Here is a 15,097-nt window from a genome sequence, read left to right as displayed (position 1 = left end):
CCGGGCGGCGACCTGGATGGTCGACGCCCGGCCAGGTGGCCGGATCAGGACGAGGAGTTCGAGGACCGCCCGGACGTGCCGTGCGCCTCCGCCTCTGGGCCGAGGGGATCCTGCGCGTCCCGCGGCGCGGGCACGATCCCCGAACCGGCGCCGACCGCCGCGGCCGGTGCGTCGCCGCGGTGCCGCCACCGCGAGACGCGCATCGCGACGGGCTCGGTGAAGCGCGCCGTCAGCGGTCCGACGATGACGAGGATCAGGACGTACGCGGTCGCCAGCGGGCCGAGCCTGGGCTCGATGCCGGCCGTGACCGCGAGGCCCGCGATGACGATGGAGAACTCGCCGCGCGCCACGAGCGCACCGCCCGCGCGCCAGCGCCCCTTGACGGAGATCTTCGCCCGCCGCGCCGCCCAGTAGCCCGTCGCGATCTTCGTGCAGGCCGTGACGACCGCGAGAGCGAGCGCCGGAAGCAGGACCGGCGGGATGCTCGCCGGGTCGGTGTGCAGCCCGAAGAAGACGAAGAACACGGCGGCGAACAGATCGCGCAGCGGCAGCAGCAGGGAGTGGGCGCCCTCGGCGACCTCACCGGACAGGGCGATGCCGACGAGGAACGCGCCGACGGCCGCCGACACCTGGAGCTGCTGCGCGATCCCGGCGACCAGGATCGTCAGACCGAGCACCACCAGGAGCAGCTTCTCCGGGTCGTCGCTGGAGACGAACCGGGAGATGTGCCGTCCGTAGCGCACGGCGAGGAACAGGACGAGGCCCGCGGCCCCGAGCGCGACGGCCAGCGTGACGCCGCCCGCCGCCCAGCCGACCCCTGCGAGCAGGGCCGTGATGATCGGCAGATAGACGGCCATCGCCAGGTCCTCGAGGACCAGGATGCTGAGGATCACCGGGGTCTCCCGGTTGCCGACCCGGCCGAGGTCGCCCAGCACCTTGGCGATCACACCCGACGACGAGATCCAGGTGACGCCGGCGAGGACGACGGCGGCCACCGGGCCCCAGCCCATGAGCAGCGCGGCCGCGGCGCCCGGCAGGGCGTTGAACGCGCAGTCGACGAGGCCCGCCGGGTACTGCGTCTTGAGGTTGCTGACGAGGTCGCTGGCCGTGTACTCCAGGCCCAGCATCAGCAGCAGCAGGATGACGCCGATCTCGGCGCCGATGGCCACGAACTCCTCGCTCGCGCCGAGCGGGAGCAGCCCGCCTTCGCCGAACGCGAGCCCCGCGAGCAGATAGAGGGGGATGGGTGAGAACCGGAACCGCCCGGCGAATCTGCCCAGCAGGCCGAGCGCGAGGATGATCGCCCCGAACTCGATGAGGAACACCGCGGAGTGCATCCGATCACTCCCTTCCGAGAATCGTCGCCGCCGCTTCCACGCCCTCGCGGGTGCCGATGACGATCACGGTGTCCCCGCCGGCGAGCCGGAAGTCGGGGGTGGGTGACGGGATCGCCTCGGCGCGCCGCAGCACGGCCACGATCGAGGCGCCGGTCTCGGTCCGCAGCTGCGTCTCGCCGAGCACGCGCCCGTTCCAGTGCGAGGTCGCGCCGATCTCGATGCGCTCGGCGACCAGGCCCAGATCGGTGGTGTGCAGCAGGTTCGGGCTGTGGTGGGACGGCATCAGCGCGTCGATCAGCGCGGCCGCCTCGCCGGACGTCAGCTTCAGCGACAGGTCGCAGGCGTCCGGGTCGTCGGTCCGGTAGGCGCTCAGGGTGCGCCCGCCGTCCCGGTGCGCGACCACCGACACCTGGCGTTGGTCGCGGGTGGTCAGGTCGTACCGGAAGCCGATCCCCGGCAGTGGCGTGCGGCTCAGACGTGAAGCGGGCACAGCTCTCCCCTTCCGTGCTTGTCCTGGATGATGCACGGCGCCTGCAAGTACTGGCGCCGGGTGTCACCCTATCGGCCCCAATATTTGGCAAAGAAACGGTCTTGTTTCGGCGTTGCGCACTTACTGCGCCGGGTGGGCGGCGAGCACGGTCTCGACCGTGTCCGCGGCCTCGGCGGCCTTGTCCTCGCGGTAACGCACGACGCGCGCGAAGCGGAGCGTGACGCCGGCCGGGTAGCGGGTGGACTTCTGCAGACCGTCGTAGGCGATCTCCACGACCAACTCGGGCCGCACCGTGACGACGTGACCGTCGTCACTCAGGGCCAGCTCCCGCAGCCGCTCCGTCTGCCAGGCGAGCAGCGCGTCCGTGAGCCCCTTGAACGTCTTGCCCAGCATCGCGAAGGAGCCGTCCGGCCTGCGGGCGCCGAGGTGCAGGTTCGACAGCTTGCCCGTGCGCCGGCCGTGCCCCCACTCCGCGGCGAGCACCACCAGGTCCAGCGTGTGCACGGGCTTCACCTTCAGCCAGGACGCGCCGCGCCGCCCCGCGCTGTACGGGGCGTCGAGCGCCTTCACGACGACGCCCTCGTGGCCGCGCCGCAAAGTGTCGGCGAAGAACGCGTCGGCGGCCGCGCGAGCCGCCTCGTCCTTTCCGTCCGGTACGACGGCGTGGCGCACCCGCATCGCCTCCGGCACCAGCCGGGCGAGGCGTGCGTGACGCTCGGCGAACGGCAGATCGAGCAGCTCGTCCCCGTCCGCGTACAAGGCGTCGAAGAACACCGGCACCACGGGAACGGACCCCGCGGCCGTCGCCACGTCCACCCGCGAACCCACACGGCTCGCGATCTCCTGGAACGGGCGCGGCCGCCCGTCCCCGTCCAGCGCGATGACCTCCCCGTCGAGGATGAAGCGGTCCCCGTCGAGCCCGGCCGCCGCGGCGGTGACCTCGGGCAGCCGGTCGGTGATGTCGTCGAGCGTGCGCGTGTAGACGCGTACGACGGCGCCGTCGCGGTGCACCTGCACGCGGATGCCGTCAAGCTTCTCCTCCACCGCGCATGCCCCGAGCTTGTCGACGGCCTCCCCGACCGAGGCCGCGCTGTGCGCCAGCATGGGGAACACCGGGCGCCCGACGGTCAGTTGGAATCGGCTCAACGCGTCCGGACCCTCGGCCAGCACGGCCTGTGCCACCACCTGGAGCGACCCGGTCAGCATCACCGCGCGCCGCACCTCCTCCGGCGGCGCGCCGGTCGCCTGCGCCAGCCCCTCCAGGGCCACCGCGTCGAGAGCCCCCTGCCGCAGCTCACCGGTGAGCAGACCGAACAAGAACCGCTGCTCGTCCTCGGTCGCGGCGCCCATCAACTCCCCGACGAGCCGGGACCGTTCGGCCTGCGACCCCGCGCCGGCGACATCGCCGAGCGCGGTCAGCGCGGCGTCGACGTCCTGGACCGTCAGCCGGGGCTGCGCGGCGGGCTCCACCGGATCGCGCAGCACCCGCCACCCGACGCCGAGGCGCCCCTGCGGGAGGCGTCCCGCCAGGTAAGGGATCACGATCGGTACGTCGTCCGGCTCCGCCGCCCGGAAGAGCTCGGCGAGCAGCGCGATCTTCCGCGACCGCGCCTTGGTGGCCGCGACCTCCTGGGACACCTGTGCGAGCCGGGAGAACAGCATGCAGTCATCCTGCACCGGGCCGCGGCGCGGCGCACGAGGGTGCGGGCATCCGCCGATAAGCCGCACTCCCCGAGGGATTCCCGAAGGGAACTCGTCCTTCGCGGTTTATCCCGGCCCGTGGGGAAGGCTGTTCCGCGATGCGAGACCGGCACGGAGATTTCTTGACCGGCCCGACTCGCCCTGGTTGGATCGGTGGCATGAACACGGGACTGGACCTCACGCGGCGACGCCATGTCGACCTCGCGCGCGTCTCCAGCTCCTCCTGTTGTCGCGCCCTCTGACGGGTCCCCAGCGCCCCGGCCACCAGGCCGCCTCCGCGGCGGCAGGCGCCGTCGGACCTCCACCGTGCCGATCGATTTCCGCACGGCTCCCCACCGCACTGAACCGCACCGTGTATTCGGTACGTCTTCGGCATGCGTGAATTCCTGATTTCCGTACCCTGCCTTTTTCGCGTTCCCGCGTTCCCGCCTTTCACCGTTCCTGTATTCCGTGTGCCGAATTCCAGCCCGAAGGGTCCCGTCATGGCCACAGTCCTCTCCATTTCCGGAAGTCCCTCCGCCACCTCCCGCACGGCGCGGCTCCTGCGCCATCTCGACGCGCGGCTCGAGGCGCAGGGCCACGACGTCATAGCCCTCGATGTCCGCACCTTGCCTGCCGAGGCGCTCCTCGGGGCGGACTTCGCCCATCCGGCCATCGTCGAGGCGACCGAGCTCCTCGCCCGCGCCGACGGTGTCGTCGTCGCGACTCCTGTCTACAAGGCCGCGTACTCGGGTCTCCTCAAGGCGCTCCTCGACCTGCTGCCGCAGTACGGACTCGACGGCAAGACCGTGCTGCCGCTCGCCACCGGCGGCACCACCGCCCATGTCCTCGCCCTCGACTACGCGCTGCGGCCCGTCCTCAACTCCATGGGGGCCGACCACATCGTCCAGGGGTGGTTCACCCTCGACAAGGACATCACCGTCGCACCGGACGGCACGGTCGGCGTCGCGCCGGGTTCCGCCGAGGCGCTCAGCCGCGTCGTCGACCAGTTCTCGGGAGCACTCGCGCGCACCGCGCGGCCGCTGCTCGCCGCGGCGAGCTGAACCGCCAACTCCAGTCCCGTCAGCGCCTATTGGCATCACCATCCTCCGCGATCGGAGTCCGCTCGTGTCCCTCACCTTCCACTGGTTCCTGCCGACCAACGGCGACAGCCGCCACGTCGTCGGCGGTGGCCACGGCACACCCGTGACCGCGGCGGGCGGTGACCGGCCCCCGTCCATCGGCTATCTCACGCAGATCGCCCGCGCCGCCGAGGACCTCGGCTTCGTCGGCGCGCTGACCCCCACCGGCGCCTGGTGCGAGGACGCGTGGCTGACCACCGCCATGCTCAGCCAGCAGACCGAGCGCCTGAAGTTCCTCGTCGCGTTCCGGCCCGGCTTCGTCTCGCCCACGCTCGCCGCGCAGATGGCATCCACGTACCAGCGCCAGACCGGCGGCAGGCTGCTCCTGAACGTCGTGACGGGCGGCGAGAGCCGTGAGCAGCGTGCCTACGGCGACTTCCTCGACAAGGACGCCCGGTACGCGCGCACCGGTGAATTCCTCGAGATCGTCAGGGGGTTGTGGGCGGGCGGGACCGTCGACCTGGCGGGCGAACACCTCCAGGTGCAGGACGCCCGGCTCGCCCGGCTGCCGGACCCGGTCCCCGAGGTGTACTTCGGCGGCTCCTCGCCCGTCGCGGGCGAGATCGCGGCGCGGCACAGCGATGTCTACCTCACCTGGGGCGAGCCGCCCGCCCAGGTCGCCGAGAAGATCGCCCGGATTCGCGGACTCGCCGAGAAGGAGGGCCGCACCGTCCGGTTCGGGATCCGGCTGCACGTCATCACGCGCGACACCTCGGAGCAGGCCTGGGCCGAGGCCGACCGGCTCCTCCAGGGCTTCGACCCGGCCACTGTCAGGTCCGTCCAGGAAGGGCTGGCGCGCAGCGAGTCCGAGGGCCAGCAGCGCATGCTCGCCCTGCACGGCGGAAGCTCCGGCAGCCTGGAGATCCACCCCAACCTGTGGGCCGGCATCGGCCTCGTGCGCGGCGGCGCCGGCACCGCGCTCGTCGGCAGCCACGACGAGGTCGCCGACCGTGTCGAGGAGTACCACCGCATCGGCATCGACGAGTTCGTGCTCTCCGGATATCCGCATCTGGAGGAGGCGTACTGGTTCGGGGAGGGCGTCCTGCCGCGGCTGCACGCGCGCGGCCTGTGGGCACACCCGCACCGGGGTGCGGCAGCGCCGGCGGCGCCCCAGGTCCCGTTCGGGAGCTGAGCCGGTCCGCACGCCCCGCCGTTACAGCACCTTCCGACGGTTCCGCTTGTGCGTCCCGGGCTCCAACGCCGGTGCCGCCACGCCGAGATGCGAGCGGCACTGCGGCTTCGGCGCCTCCTCCAGCCGCGGGCGGACCGCGGCCGGACGGATGAACACGAGGGCCGTCGCCGAACCCAGTGCGAACAGCAGGGCGCAGCCCAGGGCGGCCCGGTGGAACGACGTGTTCACGGAATCCGGCTGCGTGTACGCGTCCCCGGACAGCCCGACCGCCAGGGGCAGCGCCGCCACCACGAGGAGCTGCGCGATGCGGGCCGCCGTGTTGTTGACGCCGCTGGCGAGCCCGGCGCGGCCCGGTTCGACCGACGCCAGGACCGTGGCCGTCAGGGGCGCGACGAACACGCTCATGCCGAGGCCGAGGACCGCCACCGCGGGCAGCACATCGGCCACGTACGACGAACCGGGCTGGATCCGCAGCATCAGGAGCAGGCCCACCGCCGCGATCAGGGGCCCGGCGACCAGGGGCGGCGTCGGGCCGACACGGCGCGCGAGATCGCCCGCACGGGGGGAGAGCAGCAGCATCAGGACGGTGATCGGCAGCGTCGCCATACCCGCCTCCAGCGCGCTGTAGCCGAGCGCGATCTGGAGCTGTACGGGCAGCAGGAACAGGATGCCGCCGATGCCCGCGTACAGGCACAGCGTCATCGCGTTGGCCGCGCTGAACAGCCGGGAGCGGAACAGCGAGGGCGGCAGCATCGGGTTCGCGCGCCGGTGCTCCACGGCGACGAAGGCGACGCCGGCGGCGACACCGAGCACGGCGGGCAGCGCCGTCGACACGGCGGACGCGCCGCCGGACGACCCGATGAGCGTGTAACTGATGCCCACCAGGCACAGGGCGGCGAGCGTGGCCCCGGCCATGTCGAAGCGGGTCCCGGCGGCCTCGGCCTCACGGCTCTCCGGCACGTGCCGCACCGCGATCAGCAGCACGACCACGGCCAGCGGCACATTGATCAGGAAGATCCACCGCCATCCGGGGCCGTCGATCAGATACCCGCCGAGAAACGGTCCGAGCGCGCCCGCCACACCGGTGAGCCCCGACCAGGCGCCCACGGCGCGTGACTGGTCGTCGGGGTGGAACGAGGACCGTACGAGGGCCAGCGACCCCGGTGTCAGGAGCGCACCGCCGACGCCCTGCAGCGCGCGGGCCGCGATGAGGACCCCCTGGTCGGGGGCGAGCCCGCACAGCGCCGACGCGACCGCGAACCAGGCCACGCCGAGCACGAGTGTGCGCCGCCGCCCGATCCGGTCGCCGAGCGCGCCGCCCCACAGGAGCAGGGCGGACAGCGTCAGCATGTACGCGTTGACGACCCACTGGAGGCTCGACAGGGAGGCGTCGAGGTCGCGCCCGATCGTCGGCAGGGCGACGTTCACCACCGTGCCGTCGAGCATCGCCATCCCGGAAGCCAGGACGACACAGGCGAGGATCCAGCGGCCCCTGGCGGAGGAGAGCCGGATTCCGGGAGCGGATTCGACGGATTCGGACGTCATCGCAGCCATTCTCGTGGACGCGGGGGAGCGCCGCGAGACCGCGCCTCGAAGAGGGGGTTCCGCCGGCCGCCGGAGGGCTCGACCTGGTCGGGCACGGCGCTCGCGGCAGGCCCCGCGCCGACTGCTCGGAGCGGGGCTCGCAGGAGGCGAGCGGTGCGCCGAGCAGCCCCGCCGGCGCCGGACACCTACTTCGGCAGGTTGGCCTCGATCGCGGCGACCACCTCGGGGGAGTCCGGCACCACCTGCGGCGAGAAGCGGGCGACGACCTCACCCTTGGGGGAGAGCACGAACTTCTCGAAGTTCCAGCGGATGTCCCCGTCGTGCCCCTCCGCGTCCGCCGTGGTGACCAGACGCTCGTACAGCGGGTGACGCCCCTCGCCGTTCACCTCGACCTTCTCGGTCATGGGGAACGTCACGCCGTACGTCGCCGAGCAGAACTCGGCGATCTCGTCGGCGCTGCCGGGCTCCTGGCCCATGAACTGGTTGCAGGGGACCCCGAGGACGCTGAAGCCGCGGCCCGCGTACTCGGCGTGGAGCTGCTCCAGGGCCGCGTACTGCGGGGTGAGGCCGCACTTCGAGGCCACATTGACGATGAGGACGGCCTTGCCCTCGTACTGGGGGAGGTCGGCGGGGCCACCCTGAAGGGCGGCGATCTCGACGTTCTCGTAGACAGACATACTTCGGATGCTAGCGACCCGTGCGGCCGCGCTCCTCGTCACCCCGGCCCGGAACCGGGGGGCCATCTGTGAAGATGGCGAAGAACGATGCGACGAGCGAGTGGAGGGCTGATCGTCATGGCACAGCAGGTGCGAGGCGTGATCGCGCGGGCCAAGGGTGAGCCGGTGCGGATCGAGACGATCGTCGTGCCGGATCCCGGGCCCGGGGAGGCCGTGGTCAAGGTCCAGGCGTGCGGGGTCTGTCATACCGACCTGCACTACCGGGAGGGCGGCATCAACGACGAGTTCCCGTTCCTGCTCGGTCATGAGGCGGCCGGTGTCGTCGAGGCGGTCGGCGACGGTGTCACCGAGGTCGCGCCGGGCGACTTCGTGATCCTCAACTGGCGCGCCGTGTGCGGCCAGTGCCGTGCCTGCCTGCGCGGGCGCCCCCAGTACTGCTTCGACACGCACAACGCGACGCAGAAGATGACGCTCCTCGACGGCACGGAGCTCTCGCCCGCGCTCGGTATCGGCGCGTTCGCCGAGAAGACGCTCGTCGCCGCCGGCCAGTGCACCAAGGTCGACCCGGAGGCGTCGCCCGCCGCCGCGGGTCTGCTGGGCTGTGGCGTCATGGCCGGCCTCGGCGCCGCCATCAACACCGGCAACGTGGGCCGCGGTGACTCCGTCGCCGTCATCGGCTGCGGAGGTGTCGGCGCGGCGGCCGTGACCGGCGCCCATCTGGCCGGCGCCGGGAAGATCATCGCCATCGACATCGACGACAAGAAGCTGGCGACGGCGAAGAAGCTCGGCGCCACGCACACCGTCAACTCCCGCTCCACCGACCCGGTCGAGGCCGTCCGTGAGCTGACCGGAGGCTTCGGCGCCGATGTCGTCATCGAGGCGGTCGGCCGCCCGGAGACCTACAAGCAGGCCTTCTACGCCCGCGACCTCGCCGGGACCGTCGTCCTCGTCGGCGTCCCCACGCCCGAGATGCAGCTCGAACTGCCGCTGCTGGACGTGTTCGGTCGTGGCGGCGCGCTCAAGTCGTCCTGGTACGGCGACTGTCTGCCCGCGCGCGACTTCCCGATGCTGATCGACCTCTACCGGCAGGGGCGGCTCGACCTCGACACGTTCGTGACCGAGACGATCGCCCTGGAGGACGTGGAGAAGGCGTTCGAGCGGATGCACCACGGTGACGTGCTGCGCTCGGTGGTGATGTTCTGATGGCGGGCGCGCGCATCGAACACCTCGTCACGTCCGGCACGTTCTCCCTCGACGGGGGCACCTGGGACGTCGACAACAACGTGTGGATCGTCGGCGACGACAGCGAGGTCGTCGTGATCGACGCGGCGCACGACGCCGACGCGATCGCCGAGGCCGTGGGTGACCGGCGGCTCGTCGCCATCGTGTGCACCCACGCCCACGACGACCACATCGACGCGGCGCCCGCGCTCGCCGAGCGCACCGGCGCGCCGATCCTTCTGCACCCCGCGGACACGGAGCTGTGGAAGCAGAAGCACCCGGACCACACGCCTGACGGAGACCTCGCCGACGGGCAGCAACTGAGCGTGGCGGGCGTGGAGTTGACGGTGCTGCACACGCCGGGGCACTGCCACGGCGCGGTCAGCCTGTATGCGCCGGACCTCGGTGCCGTCTTCACCGGCGACACCCTGTTCGCGGGCGGCCCCGGGGCGACGGGCCGGTCGTTCAGCGACTTCCCCACCATCGTCGAGTCCATCAGGGAGCGGCTTCTCACGCTGCCGCCGGAAACCGTCGTACGGACCGGGCACGGCGACAGCACGACCATCGGGGCCGAGGCGCCTCACCTGGAGGAGTGGATCGCCAGGGGGCACTGAGCCGGGCGGTCGAGCCGGGCGGCAGGCGGAGTGCCGCCGCCCGGGGCTCCCCGGCCGTCAGGGGTGGGCGAGCACCGCGCGTACCGTCTTGCCGCCGTAGGGGTCGCTCACCACACTCATGCGGCGCGACAGCGCGTCGACGAGCGAGATACCGCGGCCCGACTCCGCGGACAGCGAAGCCGGCTTGAGTCGCGGGTGGTGCGGGCTGTCGTCGTGGACCGACACGGTCAGCTCGTCCGCGTCCAGGCACAGACTCATACGGCAGTGACTGCCCTTGATCCGGGCCGCGTTGGCGACCAGCTCCGACACGACGAGCACCGCGTCGTGCGCGCCGCCCGCGCTCCGTCCCGCAAGAAAGTCATGGGTGAGGCGCCGGGCCCAGCGGGCCGAGCCCGAGCCCTGCGGCAAGAGGTACTCCACGCGTGCGGGCCGCCGTACGGCGCGCTTGAGCGCACGCATGACGATCACTTCCTTCCGTCGCCTGTGGCGCCGGGCGTTCCCCGGTACCGAGCCCCATTCCCCGGCAGCCTGATCGCCAAGCGGTTACGGCCCGACGGCCGTGCGAGGGCGTGGTAGCTGTGTCCGATGCGGCGCCCGAGCAAGAAGTAGGCGATCAGGGCGCCCGTCGTGTTGAGGATCACGTCGTCCACGTCGAAGGCGCGCCCTTCGACGATCGCGCCCTGCGCCAGCTCCACGAGCACCATGACGAGGACCGTCACGGCCAGCACCCGCATCATGCGGCCCTTGCGTGCCACGAGCACGGGCAGCAGCAGGCCGAACGGCGCGCCGAGCAGCAGGTTGCCGCCTATCTGCTTGCACGCGCCGAGAAAGGTGTACGACTCGGCGTACTGGCGCAGGGAATGACCCGGCCGCATGTTGGACCCCGCGACGTCCGCCGACGCCGGGGACGGCGTCAGGGTCAGCCGGGCGAGGACCGCGGAGAACGCCACGAGGGCCACGAAGGCGAGGCCGGCGATGAGCGCCCGGGCGGCGATCCGCCCCCACGGCACGGGCTTACGCGTCGCCGGCTTCCGTGCCACCGACTTCCGCGGCGCGCGCTTCCCTGCCACCCGCTTCCGTGCCTGGCCCTTCTGCGCCTGGCCCTTGCGTGCCTGGCCCTTGCGTGCCTGGCCCTTTCGCCGACGTGCCGGAGTCTGTGGGGTCATGGGGGCCGGTTGCCCCGGTGCGCCGAGGCCAATCAGGCTCGGGCCTCTTCGCGTCAGGTCTTCGTCTCCGGCGGATGCGCGAGGGAGTCGAGGAACCGTTGCAGCGCGGGCGGTCCTTCGCCGCAGCGGCCGCGCTCGACGTGCGGTATCGACAGCTTCCCCAGGCGCAGGTCCTGAGCCTCCAAGGCCTGGGCCAAGTGCATTCGTTCCAGGGCGCGTTCGGTGGCTGTCTGACGTACGTACTCGTCCACTGTCACGCCCAGGTGGTCCGCGTGCGAGCGGACCGCGTCGTACTCGTCGGGCGTGAAGAGGTCCCGCAGAAGGGCAGTACCGTCCATGGCGGCATGATGCCGCCCCCGGCCGACGCGCGTGGGCGTACGGCATATTCACCGCCCGATCGCGTGGCGTTCGCCGCCCTCACACGTACTGGCCCCCTCTGACAATCTCCGATAGGTTAGGCAAGGCTTACCTAAGGAGGTTCGGATGGGTGTCCGACAGATCAGTACCGCCGCTCCCACCGCGGCGGCACGCGCGCGATCAATTCTCGCCACCGCCTGGTCGTGCGAAGTGACGACGGACATCGGACGGGAGGACCTCGTCGGATCCCATCGCGTCACTGACGAAGGCGAGGTACGGATCCAGCCCCCGGCCGACAGCCTTCTGTCCGCCGCCGCGCTCTGCGCGCCCCGTGGCGAACCGACCGCGCTCATCGAGTTCGCGGACGCCGCGCCGGTACCCGTCAGGGACCGGATCCGCGCGCGCCTGTGGCTGTCCGGCGCACTCGTGCCCGACGGCGAACAGTTCGTGCTGAGGCCGATCCGCGCCGCACTCCAGACACGTTCCGGCCGCATGGGCATCGAACTCGACGAACTCGCCGGGACCGCACCCGATCCCCTCACCGCGGCCGAACCCCGTCTGCTCACCCATCTCGCCGACTGCCACCCCGAAGCCGTCGAACAGCTCACCCGGCTCGTCGACGTGGACAGCTTGCACGGCGTCGTGCGGGTCCAGCCGCTGGCCGTCGACCGGCACGGGCTCACCCTCCGGCTCGAACGCGTCCGCGGCCAGGCCGACGTACGTCTCCCGTTCCACACGCCCGCCGATGACCTGGGACAGCTCAACGAGCGCATGCACGCCCTGCTTTCCTCGGCGCAGGCGATCAGCCGCCGCCGCAGGTGAGGTCCGCGGCGCGCATGAAACCGAGCGGCGCGCCGTTGCCGTACGCGAGACCTGCCACAGCTCGTCCGCGCCCTGCCGCGTGCCGTTGACCGGGACGCCCGGGTCCAGATGGCCGACGATGTCCGTCCACGGGTTGTTGCCCGCGTAGATCGGGGCGTCCTCGTGCGTGGCGGAACACGTGCCGCCCGCGTGCGCCGTCCCGCCCAGCATGGGCACGGAGGCGAGGAGCGGCGCGGCGGGCAGCAGAAGCCGCGAGCGGAGCAAACGGGTGCGGATCAGTCAACGACCCGGGACTGAAAGTCCCGGGCTTGCACAACGGGCGCCACTGGCTGTGGTGCTGCGTTTGCGTCCTGTCCCACGCTCGGTGTTCGGGGGTGGGTCTGGGGCGGTTGGCTGCGCCCCGCGTCGCCACAACTGTTCCGCACGGTGACGGATGTTGCGGGAGCCGTTCCAGTCCGCGTGTGCAACGACACCGCAGGACCGGCATGCGAAGCGGGCCTGACTGGCCCGGTTCGCCTTGTCGATGTGCCCGCATTCGGCGCAGGTACGGGAGGTGTACGCCGGATCGACATACACCACCGGTACTCCCGTCTTGCGGGCCTTGTACGCGATGAACGCTCCGAGCTGGGCAAAAGCCCAGGAGTGAAGGGTGGCCCGTTGGGGCTTGCGAAGCCGTACCCGGGCGCGGATGCCTGTGAGGTCTTCCAGGGCGATTCCGCGTCCGGTGCGTTCTGCCTCGGCCACCACATGTTTCGCGATCTTGTGGTTGATGTCCTTCACCCGCCGCGACTCCTTCCGCCTGCGCTTCTTCAGGCGCCGTCTGGCGGACGGGGTGTTCTTACGCTGGAGTTTCTGACGCAGGGTACGTCCGCGATTGAGCCGGCGTCCGGCCATGATCTGACCGTCCGAGGTGGTCGCGATATTCACGATCCCCAGATCGATCCCCAGGAACTGGGTGACGCTGGTGTTGAGTTCGGCCTCGGGGACCTCGCAGGTGGCGATCAGGAACCACATGCCGTCGCGGAACAGCAAATCTGACTCGCCCTTGCGGCACAGGGCCAGACGCGCCACATGTTCGGGCGAGGCGGTGAACGCCACCTCTTTCATCCGGCCCGACAGGGTCCAGATCGACACCGTGCGCTCCGTGTACTGCCAGGACAGCATCCGATCGTCATACGGCTGCGCGCCCTCCGCCCGGAAGGCGATCGGTTTCTCGACCGCCCGCCGGTAACGCTGCGAGCCAGGTTTGCCGAGGTTTCCTGCCTTCAGGTTCGCCTTGAGCGTGATGTAGGCGTCGCTGGTCTTCTTGATGACGTGCTGGGAGGCCTGAGCTCCGAGCCCCCATCGGTCCTTGACCGCCGTGTAGGTGTGCTCGCGCAGGGCGAAATTGCGTTTACGTCTCTTTCGAATGCCACGGACGACACCCAGGTCGAGGCCTCGTTGCAGGCGTGCAGAGTTGCCTCAAGTGCCGCCGCCTGCACCGGCGTCGGCAGAAGTTTCACCTGCACCGTCAACTTCACGACCGTGACGCTACCTGCCTCCCGATATACCGGCATTCGAACAACGCACATTCCTCACCGGGCACTCCGGCCCGGTTTCTTGCGGGCGCTCCGCGCCCGTTGCCGCGGCGATGCGGAGCATCGCCGTCACCGGATGCGATTCCTCCCGGGGGTGCCCCCCGGGAGGAATCGCAAGAGCACGCTGAAGGTTCGGGGGAGGTCCGGGGTGCGGGTCCGCCTTTGGGGCCGACGGACGGGCACGGGTTAGGGGCACAGATTAGGGGTGCAGGACCCTCTCGCCGGGGACGCCGGACACCGGCGGTTCGGCCTCCTGAGCCGGTTCCGCACGCCGGAACGCCCACGGGACGCGCGGCTCCACGGCGAACTGGAAGACCCGCCGCACAGGAGACGTACACAGAAGGGTGATGACGCCGACCGCCGCGGCCGTCACCGCCAGTTCACCCACCGGGGTGTGCAGCCACGGGTGGTCGTACCAGCCCCAGAAGCGCGACGACTTGATGAGGAAGCCGTGCAGCAGGTACGCGTACAGCGTCCCCGTGCCCAGCGTCGTGAACAGTGTCGTCCGCCCCGGCACCCAGGCCAGGAAGCAGGCACTGAGGACGACGGCGAGGGCGAACAGGGCCGGCGTCGTGACCAGTCCCGCCCAGGCGGGGGCGCCGAGGCCGGTGACGCTGCCCCGGCGGTAGAACCAGCCCGCGTCGAACCAGGGAGCCACCACGTACGCGGCGGCCAGCGCCCCGGCCGCCACGGGCAGCGCCCACAGCCGGGCCCGCCGCGTGCGCAGCCGCTCGAAGTGCTCGGGCCGCAGCGTCAGTCCGAGGACGAAGAACGGCAGAAATCCCACCACTCGTTGGAGCGCCAGGTCACCGCCCGCGTCCGGTGTCATCGACACGAGCGCGGCAATCGCCAGGGCGACCGGCACCGGGTGTCGTAGTTGCAGCCAGAGGGGAGTGGTGAGCCGCCAGATGAACAACGCGACCAGGAACCACATGAGATACCAGGGGTCGAGCAGGCTGATCGGATACCCCGGATCGTCCTGCGCCCACCGGTAGAACAGCGTGTACGCGATCTCGAACAGCACGTACGGCACCACGACCCCGCCGACGAGACGGCGCAGCCGCCCCGGCGCCATGTCGAAACTCCGCGAGAAATAGCCGGAGATGAGGGCGAACGCCGGCATGTGGAAGGCGTACACACCGAGATACACGGCCGTCACCGTGCGGCTCCCGTACGTCAGCGGCTCCCACGCGTGCCCGCACGCCACGAGCACGATCGTCAGGTATTTCGCGTTGTCGAAGTACGGGTCCCGTGCTCCCCGTGTGCCCGGTCCGTGCCGCCTGTCCATCGTTCCCCTCGAGCCCCTCGCGGTGCATGACCCTTGGTGCCCTGCCCGA

At 71.2% G+C, this 15,097-nt stretch carries 14 protein-coding genes and 1 pseudogene; 5 read left to right on the top strand and 10 right to left on the bottom strand.

Going from position 1 to position 15,097, the window contains the following annotated elements:
* Positions 1 to 44: 44 nt before the first annotated feature.
* From OHO83_RS05460 to OHO83_RS05450, 3 genes are all read right to left on the bottom strand, one after another.
* Positions 45 to 1,337: a cation:proton antiporter gene (locus OHO83_RS05460; protein WP_266678336.1), complete on the bottom strand. Its 1,293-nt coding sequence runs from the start codon at positions 1,335 to 1,337 to the stop codon at positions 45 to 47.
* Between the two features lie 4 nt (positions 1,338 to 1,341).
* Complete coding sequence (locus OHO83_RS05455) at positions 1,342 to 1,827, bottom strand: cation:proton antiporter regulatory subunit (protein ID WP_206301994.1); 486 nt, start codon at positions 1,825 to 1,827, stop codon at positions 1,342 to 1,344.
* A gap of 120 nt (positions 1,828 to 1,947) precedes the next feature.
* Positions 1,948 to 3,489, bottom strand: a complete 1,542-nt coding sequence (locus OHO83_RS05450) for an ATP-dependent DNA ligase (RefSeq protein ID WP_330278818.1) — start codon at positions 3,487 to 3,489, stop codon at positions 1,948 to 1,950.
* A 521-nt stretch (positions 3,490 to 4,010) separates the two neighbouring features.
* Here OHO83_RS05450 and ssuE point away from each other — a divergent pair.
* Both ssuE and OHO83_RS05440 read left to right on the top strand, forming a co-directional pair.
* Positions 4,011 to 4,571 carry an NADPH-dependent FMN reductase gene (ssuE, locus tag OHO83_RS05445; protein WP_266678341.1) on the top strand — a complete coding sequence of 187 codons (561 nt, stop codon included), beginning with the start codon at positions 4,011 to 4,013 and terminating at the stop codon, positions 4,569 to 4,571.
* Between the two features lie 64 nt (positions 4,572 to 4,635).
* Entirely contained in the window at positions 4,636 to 5,781 is a 1,146-nt protein-coding gene (locus OHO83_RS05440) for an LLM class flavin-dependent oxidoreductase (protein ID WP_329432327.1), read from the top strand.
* A 21-nt stretch (positions 5,782 to 5,802) separates the two neighbouring features.
* Here the strand turns inward: OHO83_RS05440 and OHO83_RS05435 are convergent, their stop codons facing one another.
* Positions 5,803 to 7,326, bottom strand: a complete 1,524-nt coding sequence (locus OHO83_RS05435) for an MFS transporter (RefSeq protein ID WP_330278817.1) — start codon at positions 7,324 to 7,326, stop codon at positions 5,803 to 5,805.
* Positions 7,327 to 7,511: 185 nt separating this feature from the next.
* Positions 7,512 to 8,003 (bottom strand): glutathione peroxidase, encoded by a 492-nt coding sequence (locus OHO83_RS05430; protein ID WP_266678347.1) that lies wholly within the window; start codon positions 8,001 to 8,003, stop codon positions 7,512 to 7,514.
* Between the two features lie 117 nt (positions 8,004 to 8,120).
* Between OHO83_RS05430 and OHO83_RS05425 the strand changes: the two genes are divergently transcribed.
* Together OHO83_RS05425 and OHO83_RS05420 are read left to right on the top strand one after the other, a co-directional pair.
* The gene (locus tag OHO83_RS05425; protein WP_330278816.1) at positions 8,121 to 9,206 is read left to right on the top strand and encodes an S-(hydroxymethyl)mycothiol dehydrogenase; all 1,086 of its coding nucleotides are present in this window, start codon (positions 8,121 to 8,123) and stop codon (positions 9,204 to 9,206) included.
* Positions 9,206 to 9,838 (top strand): MBL fold metallo-hydrolase, encoded by a 633-nt coding sequence (locus OHO83_RS05420; protein WP_330278815.1) that lies wholly within the window; start codon positions 9,206 to 9,208, stop codon positions 9,836 to 9,838. Before OHO83_RS05425 ends, OHO83_RS05420 begins: the two co-directional genes overlap by 1 nt.
* A 57-nt stretch (positions 9,839 to 9,895) precedes the next feature.
* Here OHO83_RS05420 and OHO83_RS05415 read toward each other — a convergent pair whose 3' ends face one another.
* From OHO83_RS05415 to OHO83_RS05405, 3 genes are all read right to left on the bottom strand, one after another.
* A complete protein-coding gene (locus tag OHO83_RS05415) occupies positions 9,896 to 10,297 on the bottom strand; it encodes an ATP-binding protein (RefSeq protein WP_266678353.1) in 402 nt (133 codons plus the stop codon).
* Positions 10,298 to 10,302: 5 nt separating this feature from the next.
* The gene (locus OHO83_RS05410) at positions 10,303 to 10,848 is read right to left on the bottom strand and encodes a VanZ family protein (protein WP_266680188.1); all 546 of its coding nucleotides are present in this window, start codon (positions 10,846 to 10,848) and stop codon (positions 10,303 to 10,305) included.
* Positions 10,849 to 11,057: 209 nt separating this feature from the next.
* Complete coding sequence (locus tag OHO83_RS05405; RefSeq protein ID WP_330278813.1) at positions 11,058 to 11,342, bottom strand: plasmid mobilization protein; 285 nt, start codon at positions 11,340 to 11,342, stop codon at positions 11,058 to 11,060.
* A 145-nt stretch (positions 11,343 to 11,487) separates the two neighbouring features.
* On the opposite strand from OHO83_RS05405, the gene OHO83_RS05400 reads away from it, so the two are divergent.
* Positions 11,488 to 12,183, top strand: coding sequence for a DUF2470 domain-containing protein (locus OHO83_RS05400; protein WP_266678357.1), 696 nt, complete (start codon positions 11,488 to 11,490; stop codon positions 12,181 to 12,183).
* A 279-nt stretch (positions 12,184 to 12,462) separates the two neighbouring features.
* On the opposite strand, the pseudogene OHO83_RS05395 reads toward OHO83_RS05400, so the two are convergent.
* Positions 12,463 to 13,703 (bottom strand): annotated as a pseudogene (locus OHO83_RS05395) (RNA-guided endonuclease InsQ/TnpB family protein).
* Positions 13,704 to 13,959: 256 nt separating this feature from the next.
* Positions 13,960 to 15,048, bottom strand: coding sequence for an acyltransferase family protein (locus OHO83_RS05390; protein WP_330278812.1), 1,089 nt, complete (start codon positions 15,046 to 15,048; stop codon positions 13,960 to 13,962).
* Between the last annotated feature and the right edge of the window lie 49 nt (positions 15,049 to 15,097).

It is taken from the genome of Streptomyces sp. NBC_00569, from assembly GCF_036345255.1.
Lineage (GTDB): Bacteria > Actinomycetota > Actinomycetes > Streptomycetales > Streptomycetaceae > Streptomyces.
The sequence above is the reverse complement of the archived record's forward strand: the minus strand, read 5'-3'. Positions and strand labels throughout refer to the sequence as shown.

Bases quoted from the DNA above. Each gene is read 5' to 3' on its own strand.
- ssuE (WP_266678341.1), top strand. From the start codon at position 4,011: ATGGCCACAGTCCTCTCCATTTCCGGAAGTCCCTCCGCCACCTCCCGC.
- OHO83_RS05450 (WP_330278818.1), bottom strand. From the start codon at position 3,489: ATGCTGTTCTCCCGGCTCGCACAGGTGTCCCAGGAGGTCGCGGCCACC.
- OHO83_RS05415 (WP_266678353.1), bottom strand. From the start codon at position 10,297: ATGCGTGCGCTCAAGCGCGCCGTACGGCGGCCCGCACGCGTGGAGTAC.
- OHO83_RS05405 (WP_330278813.1), bottom strand. From the start codon at position 11,342: ATGGACGGTACTGCCCTTCTGCGGGACCTCTTCACGCCCGACGAGTAC.
- OHO83_RS05430 (WP_266678347.1), bottom strand. From the start codon at position 8,003: ATGTCTGTCTACGAGAACGTCGAGATCGCCGCCCTTCAGGGTGGCCCC.
- OHO83_RS05400 (WP_266678357.1), top strand. From the start codon at position 11,488: ATGGGTGTCCGACAGATCAGTACCGCCGCTCCCACCGCGGCGGCACGC.
- OHO83_RS05420 (WP_330278815.1), top strand. From the start codon at position 9,206: ATGGCGGGCGCGCGCATCGAACACCTCGTCACGTCCGGCACGTTCTCC.
- OHO83_RS05460 (WP_266678336.1), bottom strand. From the start codon at position 1,337: ATGCACTCCGCGGTGTTCCTCATCGAGTTCGGGGCGATCATCCTCGCG.
- OHO83_RS05390 (WP_330278812.1), bottom strand. From the start codon at position 15,048: ATGGACAGGCGGCACGGACCGGGCACACGGGGAGCACGGGACCCGTAC.
- OHO83_RS05435 (WP_330278817.1), bottom strand. From the start codon at position 7,326: ATGACGTCCGAATCCGTCGAATCCGCTCCCGGAATCCGGCTCTCCTCC.
- OHO83_RS05425 (WP_330278816.1), top strand. From the start codon at position 8,121: ATGGCACAGCAGGTGCGAGGCGTGATCGCGCGGGCCAAGGGTGAGCCG.